This is a genomic window from Nitrosospira sp. Nsp13 (genome assembly GCF_900101945.1).
Taxonomy (GTDB): Bacteria; Pseudomonadota; Gammaproteobacteria; order Burkholderiales; family Nitrosomonadaceae; genus Nitrosospira; species Nitrosospira multiformis_D.
The window spans coordinates 694,836-707,411 of sequence record NZ_FMVD01000001.1 but is presented as its reverse complement, the minus strand read 5'-3'; the positions used below and the strand labels follow the sequence as shown (position 1 = coordinate 707,411).

10 protein-coding genes and 1 pseudogene are annotated in these 12,576 nt (G+C 45.1%); 9 read left to right on the top strand and 2 right to left on the bottom strand.

Going from position 1 to position 12,576, the window contains the following annotated elements:
- Positions 1-118: 118 nt before the first annotated feature.
- The gene (locus BLO43_RS16330) at positions 119-397 is read left to right on the top strand and encodes a hypothetical protein (protein WP_139149227.1); all 279 of its coding nucleotides are present in this window, start codon (positions 119-121) and stop codon (positions 395-397) included.
- Between the two features lie 456 nt (positions 398-853).
- On the opposite strand, the gene BLO43_RS03245 is transcribed toward BLO43_RS16330, so the two are convergent.
- Positions 854-2,035, bottom strand: coding sequence for a helix-turn-helix transcriptional regulator (locus tag BLO43_RS03245; protein ID WP_090905752.1), 1,182 nt, complete (start codon positions 2,033-2,035; stop codon positions 854-856).
- A 376-nt stretch (positions 2,036-2,411) separates the two neighbouring features.
- Between BLO43_RS03245 and BLO43_RS03240 the strand changes: the two genes are divergently transcribed.
- The 6 genes and pseudogenes from BLO43_RS03240 (at position 2,412) to BLO43_RS03210 (ending at position 8,307) form a co-directional block, all read left to right on the top strand.
- The gene (locus tag BLO43_RS03240; RefSeq protein WP_090905751.1) at positions 2,412-2,918 is read left to right on the top strand and encodes a hypothetical protein; all 507 of its coding nucleotides are present in this window, start codon (positions 2,412-2,414) and stop codon (positions 2,916-2,918) included.
- A 238-nt stretch (positions 2,919-3,156) separates the two neighbouring features.
- Entirely contained in the window at positions 3,157-3,606 is a 450-nt protein-coding gene (locus BLO43_RS03235) for a hypothetical protein (RefSeq protein WP_090905750.1), read from the top strand.
- 146 nt (positions 3,607-3,752) lie between these two features.
- Positions 3,753-4,685, top strand: coding sequence for a hypothetical protein (locus tag BLO43_RS03230; RefSeq protein WP_090905749.1), 933 nt, complete (start codon positions 3,753-3,755; stop codon positions 4,683-4,685).
- 674 nt (positions 4,686-5,359) lie between these two features.
- Positions 5,360-5,593, top strand: a pseudogene (locus BLO43_RS03220) (integrase core domain-containing protein); the annotation flags it as partial.
- A gap of 69 nt (positions 5,594-5,662) precedes the next feature.
- Positions 5,663-6,196, top strand: coding sequence for a hypothetical protein (locus tag BLO43_RS03215; protein WP_090905746.1), 534 nt, complete (start codon positions 5,663-5,665; stop codon positions 6,194-6,196).
- Positions 6,197-6,342: 146 nt separating this feature from the next.
- Positions 6,343-8,307: a M3 family oligoendopeptidase gene (locus BLO43_RS03210; protein WP_175443837.1), complete on the top strand. Its 1,965-nt coding sequence runs from the start codon at positions 6,343-6,345 to the stop codon at positions 8,305-8,307.
- 185 nt (positions 8,308-8,492) lie between these two features.
- Here BLO43_RS03210 and BLO43_RS03205 read toward each other — a convergent pair whose 3' ends face one another.
- Positions 8,493-9,668 carry a glycoside hydrolase family 25 protein gene (locus tag BLO43_RS03205; RefSeq protein WP_175443836.1) on the bottom strand — a complete coding sequence of 392 codons (1,176 nt, stop codon included), beginning with the start codon at positions 9,666-9,668 and terminating at the stop codon, positions 8,493-8,495.
- A 562-nt stretch (positions 9,669-10,230) separates the two neighbouring features.
- On the opposite strand from BLO43_RS03205, the gene BLO43_RS03200 reads away from it, so the two are divergent.
- Both BLO43_RS03200 and BLO43_RS03195 read left to right on the top strand, forming a co-directional pair.
- Positions 10,231-10,446 (top strand): hypothetical protein, encoded by a 216-nt coding sequence (locus BLO43_RS03200; RefSeq protein WP_090905743.1) that lies wholly within the window; start codon positions 10,231-10,233, stop codon positions 10,444-10,446.
- Between the two features lie 890 nt (positions 10,447-11,336).
- The gene (locus BLO43_RS03195) at positions 11,337-12,248 is read left to right on the top strand and encodes a hypothetical protein (protein WP_090905742.1); all 912 of its coding nucleotides are present in this window, start codon (positions 11,337-11,339) and stop codon (positions 12,246-12,248) included.
- The last annotated feature ends 328 nt before the right edge of the window (positions 12,249-12,576 follow it).

The following is a 12,576-nucleotide window of genomic DNA, read 5'->3' as shown; positions in this document are numbered from 1 at the left end:
CCGTTATCGAAGTATGCCTCTCTTGGGACGCCGTAGCTCAAGCTGCCCAAGGTGGCCACCAAGCTGAACCTGCTGCAGTCGGCAACACACTATTGACTGAAATTCGCGAGGCCTCGTTTTGAGCACGCCGCCTCGCAACAACAACTTGATTGCTTGTTGCATCGCCCGCGAGAGCCACAATCTGGCGCTCTGGCCCTGTAAAACAAACGGAAGGTGGTTGCAGGGGACAAAGCCGGCGGTCCCCCCCGAGTTGGTCGCACTATCACTTCCAGGCATCGAACTCATCCCGTCGAGCTCGGTAGAGTATCGCGTATCCGGACGCTATGGCTTGCCTTTGCTCGATGAAGTGGCAGCCGGCAACGCCCGACGCGCTTCCGTGGCGCCCGCTCCTCCCTGACGGCCCTGCAATCCTTGGACGTTGGTGACATGTGGAACCATCGCGCGCAATCTTCCTTTCACGGTTTGGCACCACCTCTAACCCCATTATCGCTACTTTTATCTATCGGGAAAGCGTCAGTCAGGTAGCACAAATAGTACGAATCGTGTTCTCGCAATATTACGACGGCTCATTAGCACGGGTTCCACACTGTTTTAATCATACAACTCGATTTTCCTAGAGGGCGATCACGTCGGGAAGCACCATGCAGCTTCTACCAGCATAAATTACGATTCTCAAATATCGAAGGCGCAAGAGGAGCCAAGATTAGAGGAAACTGATGGAATGCATAGACGAGTCGAGGGCGAAAAGCGGCAGACGGTTGATGCCCCAGAACGGACCGATGGGGGCATTCGCACGGTTTGTTCGGGTGAATCGATCTCTATTTAAAGACCTAAATTTAGAAGACTACGTTGATTATGTGCCTTGACTTAACCTGACAAGCAATTTTACCAACATCGCCCGATTTGCCGAATTGGTTTTTCCATATATACGGTTTAGATGAGTTTTAAGTGTATTGACGCTTAAACCGCATTTTTCGCCAATTTCCTCCAAACATTTCCCTTCCATAATCAGTTCTGTAACAAATATTTCTGCGTTCGTCAGTCCATATGAATTTTTTAGAAGAATACGATTTATTTGGATGGGTACATCATTATCCGTTAAAAATGCGATAGCTCTAGGGTCAAATGCTTTGTTGAAGCTGAAACCCAACTCCGGTGGCAGTGATAAAAATTTGAGAGTGAACGCTGCTTTTTTTGAAGTCCGAGGTATAAGCACCACTCTGGAAAAATGATCCGCGGCTAGAACGTCTGGATTTACAACTTCACTTATGGCTTTGTCCATAAGGTCATGGGCATAACTCGATTTCGCTACAAGATTTCCTTGAGAAAGGTGCAGATCTTTTACCTGCAAACGCAACCCGTCGTCCATGTTCAGAATACGTATTGCAGACGCATTCCCAAATAACACGTGCTTATTTTTGCCTATAAGCAAAACGCCGTGTTGTAAACGATCCAGCGCTTTTAAGGTAGTTGCCAATTGATATTCCGCGTCTCGAATTCTTGTCGCCAACTCCATAGCATGGCATACATGCGGCAACAACAATGAAGCTTTCCATTTGTCATGAGCCGTAAACCGAATGGTATTGGCATCCCGAAAATAAGATAAAACAGTGGGATAATGAGTTGTTGAATCGAAGTCGTACACAGTATTGATAAGTACCTCGCCAATTCCGATCTTCACAAATTCCTTGTACCAGGTAACTTCTGCTAACTTACCTTTCGAAAGGATATCGTCCCCAGTAAATATCAAACCTCCGCGAAAACTGTTTGTTATCGTAATTTTATTCCCTCCCTCAAGAGGTTGACTATGGGCGCGCCACAAAGCAATCGCTACCTCAGAAATTCCATGATTGAAATAGAAGCCTCCGTCCTCTGGTAGCACCGTTGGTGTGAATAATATGGCCATCGGTGCTTGTAGCCACTCGGCCATAATCGGCAAAGTATCATTCCACGCAGACGGGTTAAAGGCTGCCTTATACACCCGATTTAGCACCTCACTCAAACCGCTGAGTTCTCTTTGGACACCAGAATTCATAATTTCCCCGTGCAATTATTTTTATGGAGGAAGGTGAACTGAGCCCCCTTCTTAATAGCTATAGCATATTCCTTTTAAAATGCTTGGTTCTGTAGAAGAATCACCCGAATGGGTGACGAAAAAAAAGTATTGTTTATATAAAGTGAGACTTGGAGAAGTAAAACGGTCTTGGGAAGTTTCACCGGCAAAGGCGGCTCCATTCTCAGGCTCGAGTCATTCCGCGAGGGATGTGAAAAAATAGCGTTAACCGAGCGCATAGAGACTTGTATCGACCGTATGGATGATAGCGACAGGTTCAAAGATTTTGTTGGTCATGGGATTAAGATAAGGAATTTCCCAATATTGATGCGTGCACAAATCTAGGGAGAAAGATTCCATGAAGCAAAAAAATAAGTCCTGGTTGGCTGTTTTTTTTGGTGGTTTTTTATCGCTAATGTTTCTCAATGTTGCCTTGGCACAAGGTAGCTGCTCTTGTGGGCCAGATTTCTGTTTGAACGACCCTCGCTACAGCGAAAAACTTTTACACAAAAAATCGTCTTTAAAAAATCTGGGATATCCAGATGATCTAGTTTCTCTGTTAGACAAAGATGGCGCCTGCGTTGCATGCGTGGAGCGTGCACCAGATGGTTTTAGTATCCGGGAAGTGGGAGGCGACGGATCAATGAGAACTTCTGCATGGAGCGCCGCCGCGGAGAAAGCGGCCCGTGACGCACTTATTCAGGGAAAACTTAGGGTCTATTATAAGTTTAATGTTGCCCGCCGATTCTCCTGCTGCGGCGAACGACGTTACGATGAACTTCCCGATTGGAATGCGACCCATGATGTGAACACCGATATGGTGATTACTTGCACGCTGTCTGGTTCTTCAGCAATCTGCATTTAAAGTCCTTGAGGTTTAAATACGGACACTTACCTTTTTAGATATAAAGTTCTTAAAATGCATATTATGAGATATTTCTAAAAAACTATTCGTAAAGCACTCTATTGATCTAGGTATATGGCCGTCCAATCTTTTGGAATAATTTATTACAAATTATGTGTTAGTTTTTGTCAAATTGTTGCTTTTTAGGCGCTTCTTTATTTATTGTTTTTACGCGGAGCATTTGTATATAGGGGGGAAAATGAGTACTTCATTTCAGAATTTGTATCAAAGAATTGAAGCAGCAGTGGAAGATATGACAACATTAAAAATAGTTACGGCTGTTGGCAACGTGACAATCAGCGAAGAAAATAAAACTGTCGATGGCAAAGTTAGTAAGAGTAGAAATGAGAGTTATGAGAATGCCAAAGCCATTATCACCAGGATAGATCTGATTGATGGGGATATAGAGACAACTATAGATGCGGCATTCACTGCTTCTGATACATCTTATTCCACGATTTACAGGGATCATATGGCTCATATCAAGGAGGCCCACGATATTGTAGAGAAGAACATTGGGGCTTTAAAATTGCTAATTGATACTGTTCGCGGAATTTTATCGGAGAAACCCCCCCTCATCACAACACCAGCACCAACACCAACACCAACACCAACACCAACTAAACCAGTATCACCTAAACCAGATTGATTATTGCAAATATATCACTTTCCCAGAAGCCGCATTGCTCAAGACAATTACGTAGAAACCACAAGAGCAGCCCCATTATGCGCAAGGTACGAGATTTTTCATGCATATAAAGTATTGTTTAAAAACTATCTTGACGGGGTTATCTCATGGCGGACAATGACTCTTTTGACACAGAACGATTTAAGGATATTGTTTACGACCTGTTCAATATAGAAGTCAATACGATTTTAAAAAAAAGCATTTCGGGAGAGAAAATGCCGAGTCCCCGACATGCGTTGATAGATATAGGTCAAGACTATTATGAAATTTTGAGAGAAACGCAATCACTCATCGATGTACAGGGAGTTCCAGCGATAGAGTTTACTGACATGCGCCGGCAATTTGGACTTTATACCGATCAAGAAATAATAGACGGAATATCTGATAAAAAGGAAGTTAGGTTAACGGTGGAGTTAGAGGTCGAAGATCAGCTAGGCGGATATGCAGCATTCGATCTCATGCGGATGTGGGCCGACGACTTTCTCAAAAGTCCTGAAAAACTGCGTCGCTTGAAAGATCTCGAATCAACGCGCAACCTTTCTGTTTTACCGCGCATCAAAAACAATTCCGACATGCTAAAGGGAATGTTTAGCGCAATGTGCCTTCGTGATGACATTCTGAGTAGTGAATTGACCGAGAGACTGAAAGCAACATCGCCAGGAAGACTCACACCTAATACGGTTGTGGAATTGAGTCGGACGATTGATCCAAAGCGAACATCAGTTTTGACAAACCAATTTTCTCGAGCAGACATTATTACTAATGAAAAGATTGACCCATTGGTGTTGAAAGATAGCGAGGTACTATTGGTGCGCAAGATATGGGAGATAGGTACAGAAGTGGTTGCTGTACAAACAACTATCCAACTGGATGGAGATGTAATCGTTCGCTTGAATCCTGATTGTATGGATGAGCATCCCAAGTTAATATTTTTTCATAATGAAGGGGTTGCGGTCGCTTTGAATTACTGGAAAAATTTAATCACTATTGCCAAAGAGTTTGTGGCGGGTATTGGGCGCGGAGTGCTGAATAAATTGTAGTTAAGATATGTTTCAGAATTTACATGATGCAATAGAGTTGATTAGCGAAGGAGGCGTGCAGGTGATAACGCTACTGCCTGAAGAGGTTCGTATGGACTCAGCCCGACCAGCTTCTATTGATCAATATAAAGGTAAAGTTTTTGATCGGCAGGGGATACGTACCCTAATACAGTTAGATTCAGATTATGTCACGGTGTTATCACCGGCAGTGCTTTCAATGCCAGAGTTATTAAAAAGGCATAGCGACGCCGTGCATGCAAGATTAACTATATTTCAACGAATACAGACTTGGGCTCATTACATCTGGATACCAATTTTTATTGTTTTTGAGGTTTTCTCTATATTTATATTAGGTACGCTCTCAGACGAACTGAATATTGTTACCGTCGCGATAGTAAGTGCCGTGGGGGTGGGATTCATAGCACGGGCTCGCAGGTTGTTAGCGCGCGTATCTATGCGACTAGTTTTGCAACTTGCTAAGTATTACGTGAGATGTCGTGTCCAACGATTTGTTTCAAAACAGCTAAAGTAGTTTAGACAAGCACACAAAGCAAATTAGATTATTCAGTAGATTCAGGATTCGGCGTAGGCCGGAAATTGTGAACATCGACCAAAACAGCCAGTTTACCGCACATGAGTTCTTGCAAGCCGTCAAGTATCGGGGGTGCAAGCCCAGCATGGATGGGCGCGGGGCCTGAAGAGATAATGTGTTGGTTGAGCGCCAGTGGAAACCGGTGAAGTACGAGAGGGTGTATCTGCACGCCTATGACTCAGTCAGTGAAGCCAAGGCATCGATCATGCAATACACGGATTGGTACAATCAATCCAGGCCACATTCGGGCCTGGGAATGAAAACACCTGATGAAGCTTATGCCGTGATGTTGCCGACGGTTGAGTTGGCAGCGTGAAAATCAGCAGAGATTCTACTTCAAATGATTGGGGACAGCTCTCTGGAACATAAAAGTGCGAGACGCTAAATGGAAAATGACAATGATTTCCTAGGTGACGTTCTTTGGAAAATGTATCAAGAACATTGTGTTCAGGGACGCCATCACGAAACGCAACGGTCAACTGTAGCCAGTACCCTTATCGCCATAGCAGGCGTTGCGATTGGTTTTATTACCTATGATGGCAATCTTTCATATCAGGATCTTCCGCTAACACTGTTTCTTTTATTGCTGGGGGCCTTTGGGGCTATTTTCTCCGCTAAACAATACGAGCGCTTTAGCCTCCACATGACACGAGCACGAAAGCATCGGGATGCACTAGACGCTTTGCTTCCCCAAAGCCCACTTAAGCGACTGAAGACGACGGCAGATTCTGAACATAATATTGCTTTTCCAAAATTGAAGACCTTGCGTCTACATCAGTTCTGGCTTTGGCTTTACCTTCTTATTGCGGTCTTAGGAGTGCTTCTTTCATTCATAGCAATCGCCAATCCAAATGATTTTTCTGCGGATATCTCCCCACAGGTCTTATCAACGATCAGATGTTTACAACATCTGAAATGAGGCGTGGAAGGTGGATCACTTACCAGCGCTCAGTCACATAAATGGGCCCCTATCGCAAGAAGTCAACTCCAACTCCAACTCCATTTCGATACTATATAAGGTTGAAATATTTTAGCATTTCAATGCTTAAAAAGGAGTCCGTATCTATGAAAACCTTATCTATTCGCAAGAGTCTTCACTACTCTTTTTGGAGGCATTTATTCTTTAGTACACGATGCTGTGCAATTACTCTTATTTTCGTGCTCTACTCGGGTAAGGGGGTGTGTGCAGAATCTCCATTCGTCCCTATTCCGGAAGCAAAGAAACCCCTCTACCAATTCAATTTCAAGAATTTATTCTATTCTGACGACTTGGCAAGACAAAACGACTTGTCAGAACTCCAAATATTGAGGGCACGGCTCGTAGCCCTCAAATCTGAGGCAAGCACGAAGCCAGCGAGACTTCTGGAGGCGATTGAACTCAAACAGCGGATGGGAATCATCGCCGACCGCTTGTGGGCATATGGAGGTCTCCGCCTCGCAACAAACACTCAGAATACTGTTTTTCAGAAAGAGGCGCAGGAGGGTGAGGATGCGCGCAGCGATTTCGATAGTAGTACCGTCTTTGTGCAGAGCATCGTTCAAGATCTCAATGATGAGAAGATGAATGAATTTATCGCTGTGGCGCCAGGATTGGTGCGATATAAGTTTCTGCTAGAGTCGTGGCGTAGGACAAAGCCTCATACACCACCCGAAGCAGTCGAAGCTCTGCTCAACAGACTCGCACTCCGGCTCGACCCGTTCCGTTCGCCATTTTATACCCTCATGATTGAAAGATCGCCTGACGCAACCATCGACATAGGGAAACGACAACTATATGTAACCAAGCCCGGAGACTACGCTGAAATTATGCGCTCGGAAGAGCGAGCTCTCAGGGAGGCAGGTTTCAACAAGCGAATGGCTACCTACAAGGCCCAAGGTGACCTTTTCGCGTTCGCCATGTATGAGAAGATCCGGGCTGCCAATGACGTAGCCAACATACGAAAATTCGCAAATGCGATCGACGCTGATCTTTTCGGCTTTTACCTTACACCGGAAGTTGTCGACACAGTTCTGGCAGGGTTTCGTCAAAATGCATCCTTGGCGATTCGTTTTCAGAAAGCTGAGCGGACCTATCAACAGAAGCTCTTGGGAATCAGCTCATCCGAACCGTGGGACCTTGATGCTCGTCCGTCGGGAGCAGCTGAACCGCGCTTCACGATCGAAAATGCTTCTCGCTTAGTGATTGGAGCGGCGGAGATATTCGGAAAGGACTATAAAAGTGAGCTTAATCATTTGCTCGACCCTCTGAATGGCCGCATGGATATTGTGGCTGGTCCTAATCGACAAGCGGGAGATTTCACTTGGGGAGCCTACGGCCCATCGTGGGTATTCTTCATGCAAGGGTATAACGGATATCTCACTGACGTAGTCACACTCGCCCACGAAGCGACGCATGCGGTCCATTTCCGTCTCCTTCACAAATCCGGTATACCCTGGTATTACGCGGATGGTGCGAGATATTTTACCGAGGGAGTTGCGAAAGTCAACGAACTGCTGATTCTGGATTATCTGTTCAATAGGGCCAGAACCCAAGCAGAACGCTTGTTTTATCTGCGCCAACTGACCAGTAAGCTCGCGTCGGTGAAGTTCACGACAATGTATTGGGCCGCATACGCAACTAGCTTCGAGATTGAAGCTTATAGGCGGGTGCAAAGCGGAGCGGTGCAAAATCCAGCAAACATTCATGAGATCTGGGCGGAATTTGGGGCAAAATGGCATCTGGATTTCGATAGATTCCCGGATTTAAAATATACTTGGGCAGACACGCATCACTTTTTTGACAGTTCCAGGTATTACAGCAATTATTTATTTGCCTGGGTATTTGCCCTCGCGGTTTACGAAAAAATACAGTCAGATCCGAAGACGGCCAAGAAACTAGTAGGTTTAATGAAAGCAGGTTTCTCAAATGAACCCTCTACCCTACTCCAGACTCACATGGGGATCGACCTTTCCGATCCAAAAGCATTGGAGCGCATGTTTGCTATGGTCGAGAAGAAGGTCACCGAATTCGAACGGCTTGTTCTGGAGTGACTCCTCTAAAGTGCCTCCAGAAGGAGGCAGCTGGAAATGCGTCAACAATATGCTTTAGGCTTGGACTTTCCCCGGAACGGTAGACACTCCGTGGCCTCGGACTTTCCCCGTCACTATGCCCCAACCCAATACTCTCGCCGGTCGAAAAAGCTGACATTCACTTCGATGGGCTAAATCCGCCGGCATCAGTAAGGGCATTTTGTCTCTTCAAGCTTTTTCTCACGTTCACCCACAAATCTAACCTCAAGTTCGATTTTTCGGCCATACGATTTTAGCCGCTGAAAGAAATCTGCCTCATCCTCGTCGTTGTTGATTTCGATGCATCCATGGGTTCCACTTAGAGTTCCTCCGTGGATATACATACTGGTTCTAATTACACCAAAGCAATCCAGCATCCGTTGAACCGTCGCCCGCAGCGGACGAAGCGGTACGCGATTAGCACCCCAATCATCCGTCGGCACAAGCTTTTCAATCTCCGCTGGATCAGCCGTATACAGGCCCTGCGGCGTTGGTCCTACATCTTTGATTGACTCACGGGCGCCTTCGTCCGCTGAACCGGAGAATGCAGTATAACTTTTCGGATTCTGTCCCATCCAGTGAAGCTTGTATCCATCGAAGACAAGTCGATCCGCGCCAGGCCGAATTACTGAACGAGGTGTATCTGAGGAGGATAGATCAATAATAAGATCTTGGGGTACGTGAGAACCTGGTTTCGTTGCCATGTACATCAGATCCTTAAGTTCCGCCAAAGTCCCATTGAACCGATCCTGATCGCAAAAGTCGATCTTGCCCACTTTGCCCTTATCCGTGAACTGAAAAAAAGTGTACGTCTTCCACCCTTTGGGCAACCGTGGAGGATCTTTGGAATAGTCAGGTACCCAAATTAAGCGATCGGAGAAACCAGAAGGGTTCTTAATTTCGGCCCAGCTTTTCCTGCTGGTGTATATCATAACCCGCTGACCCGCAAAATGCGGACTTGCTTCCACAAGTTGAATCCAGCGATTTATTCCCGCCACGTACTCAGCAGGTGTGACACTCTTTGCTGGTTCCTCAACGTCCAGAACGGGGGGCAGATATCCGATATCTATACCGGGTACCACTACATCAATCTGAGCCAGGAAAAGCTTTGCCTGCTTGTCCACTGTGGATAGCTTTTTCCGTGGAAGGAAGTAGTGGTATGCACCAACAATGATCCCATTCAACCTTGCGGCAACCCAGTTGTCCGCGAACTTGTCCTCGTATCTCGCGTCGTCGCCGTAGCTCGCCCGCAGATATGCAAATTTCACGTCCGCATCATCATCTGCAGCGACCGCTTTCCAATCAATCTTTCCTTGATGTTTTGAAACGTCAATTCCCTTCACGAACATATACTTCTCTCTGAGATGATGAACGTTTGCTTCGAAGTTTTATGCAAATGCAGCAAGAAAGTCAGCTAAAATCAGTTAAGACCCCTATCTCTCCCTGACGTGTGTTGAATGATTATTCTCCCGAGTTTTTGAATAATCAAGCAGATCATCACTGGTTACATTTTTGTATAGGCGAGTGCGCTACTGGCTGCAAGACTTAGAGAAAAAAGATTGAGCAGTAATTGCTTTTCGATAAGTTTGAATTTTACAGAGATACTATTAATGGTTTGTTGGGTGATGCCAACCGGACCGGAATGGCGGCTTCATTCGAGAGACGCAAGGCAGACCTTAAGGCTCCAATGTTTAGCTGGCTCGTGGTGTTTGGTTTCTCTGTTTGTGGACCGGTTGTTATGGGGATTAAGTATTTAGTTCCCTTCCTTGATTCTGGAAATTTGGAACAATTGCCATCCAGATTAGCACTGACTGCGCCTTTATATGGTTGGGTTGGTTCTCGGCTAAGCAATATGGCTACACTTCACGTTTGCGCGAGGATTACGCATATAAAGCGGCATCCGCTATGTCTTTCGAGGGCTATAAACGTGAGGCAACAGAAGTTAGCGCTGAAATGTTGAAGGATCTCTTAGAGACGGCCATTAAAAACCTTGGTGAAAATCCAATACGAATCTATAACGGGCAGGAGCATCATGCCAGCCCGCTCCATGAAATGTTGGAGGCATTATCAAAGGACTCGAAAGTAATCGAATTATTAAAAATTCTCAAAAAGGACCAATAATGGAGATTAGTGCGACTTCCTTGGCAATATTTCCTCATGTAAAATTTTTAATTTTTCGAGCAGAGATTTTGCGTCCTCAATGACACGGGGCTCAATCAAAGCAACTTTCCTTATAAGCAGTCTTGACTGACCTGACAAATCCGTGAACAGGGACGCTAAAATGCTAGTGCACTCTGCCGCCCGTTATGTCTGTCGTTAGGTGCAAAAAGAACATCAAGCCTTGCCAGTTGCATCGCTCGAGACCGTCCAGTCGGGTTGCAGCCGCCATCGTGACTGGTGATAACCAGAAATAGGCAGCGGAGTCTGAACGACTAGTGCTTTTTGCTCCTCGTTCTCAGTTTGGCTGGCGAGGGGCATCTAACCTATCAATGTACCGGACCTGCATGAAAGGCATGTAGGCCGGCTAATTTGTTGGGGGAGGGCTTCTTTCTGGAAAATCGTTTGTGTCAATTCTGTTGAAAACTCTTTTTTTGGAGCACTTGGAAAATTTTAAGACTTACAGGCGAGTTTTCCTTCGAAGTATGTGCCGGGGGTCGCACATTTCCTGATCGTTCGCTGTAGGGCATCTGGTTTTCCTATAAAAAGGGAATCAATTACATTTTTTAAGGAAATGCTTTTGGCAAAAAATTCAGCGTTTCTAACAATTTGAGTTTTTCAATAGATTATGTCGGGAACCGACTATCGTGATTGGCATATCTGTGCCGCGCTGCTAGCATCATCTATCTAATCTCAGTATCAAATGGCGACTAAGTCGTTAAGACGATTGTGCCACCGGGTTGAGCGGTCTTGTTCCAGAATTTTACGAACTTGGAGAACTCACCTACTTCATAGTTTTCGCAATCGATGAGTTTGAGGAACGGAAAACCTGAGCAAAATTCAGAGATCTTCATATGGATGCATTTGTTAGTTCAATGATGACAAATATTCTGGCGGTCGCCGCGGTGTTCGGCTCCGTTCTGGGATTTTTTTCATGGCTGGATAAGCATGCATCTGCTGAAGCTAAGCAAAAGATTGTTGAGTGGCTAAAAAAACCTCACCAATCTGAATTGAACTTAGGGAACACGTTTGATCCGTTATTTCGTCTGGTGTATGGAACGAACATACTCTCTGTCCATGGCTTCGTGCGTGCGTCCGTAGTTACCTGTATCTTATGCCTCCTCTTTACATTACTTTGGGCGCTGGCTAATTTTCAAGAGCTGAGAGGCATAGCGTTTCCAGATATTACAGGTGAGTTTAACTCGGACAGTAATCTGTATTTTAGTTTTCACCAATTTTTGGGGAATTTGGTGGTGTATATTTTATTCTTCAGCATCCCTTGCGACTATATCACCCTTCTGTTTTCACATCTGGCAATCCAAAAGAGCGTAAGAGCAAGAAGTATTTTGAGGGCAGCCGTGCTCTTGCTTTGCGCGTACATCGCTTGTGTACTGGTCTATTATGCTGCCTTTGTCATTCTTACTAAAATTCACCCGCTTACTAACGAGGGGGGGGGCATAGAATTAATATGGGGTGCAGTGCACTTTGAGACGCTGGTGATTTTTTTTTCGGGAACTGGACCGCACGAAGTGTCTGGCTCTTTCGGGCCGTACCTATACTCTTCATTTTTCGCACTTTCCTGGTTTGTCTCTTTTTTATGCACGGCCACGCTGTTAAGAATCATTATCTTTCTTTCAAAGTCTTTGGGCGTTCTTACTTGGCTCATAAACGTAGACGAGCATCCGGTGACATGTATCGGGATAATCGCAGCTACGTCTATCGGTATATGTTATTCACTTTTTTTGATAGTGGCACGCATCGCCTAAAGTTACAGACATAAAACTACTGTGAAACAATCTAAGGCTGCCTTTGTCGAAAGCAGTAACTCGAATCTGACAACTAGGTGTCAGATCAAATCTTGACTCCTACATTTTATGCAAATGCTGGCTAATAATCGCAAATTCTTTCTCTAAATCAATAATCTCAGAATACTTTGCGAACATTATCCATGGCATTTTTCATTCTTGAGCGTTGTTGATTAATTGTGATAACCTCATCTATTCGATAATTTTTTGGACGATCGGAGTTTTACGCTAGAACGCGTTACAGGTGACTTCATTTTTTTGGTCATCGTCATTTCCTTTGCTTCGACCA

Coding starts and splice junctions, on each gene's coding strand:
- BLO43_RS03200 (WP_090905743.1), top strand. CDS start 10,231: ATGTCTTTCGAGGGCTATAAACGTGAGGCAACAGAAGTTAGCGCTGAA.
- BLO43_RS03235 (WP_090905750.1), top strand. CDS start 3,157: ATGAGTACTTCATTTCAGAATTTGTATCAAAGAATTGAAGCAGCAGTG.
- BLO43_RS03240 (WP_090905751.1), top strand. CDS start 2,412: ATGAAGCAAAAAAATAAGTCCTGGTTGGCTGTTTTTTTTGGTGGTTTT.
- BLO43_RS03230 (WP_090905749.1), top strand. CDS start 3,753: ATGGCGGACAATGACTCTTTTGACACAGAACGATTTAAGGATATTGTT.
- BLO43_RS03195 (WP_090905742.1), top strand. CDS start 11,337: ATGGATGCATTTGTTAGTTCAATGATGACAAATATTCTGGCGGTCGCC.
- BLO43_RS03210 (WP_175443837.1), top strand. CDS start 6,343: ATGAAAACCTTATCTATTCGCAAGAGTCTTCACTACTCTTTTTGGAGG.
- BLO43_RS03245 (WP_090905752.1), bottom strand. CDS start 2,035: ATGAATTCTGGTGTCCAAAGAGAACTCAGCGGTTTGAGTGAGGTGCTA.
- BLO43_RS03215 (WP_090905746.1), top strand. CDS start 5,663: ATGGAAAATGACAATGATTTCCTAGGTGACGTTCTTTGGAAAATGTAT.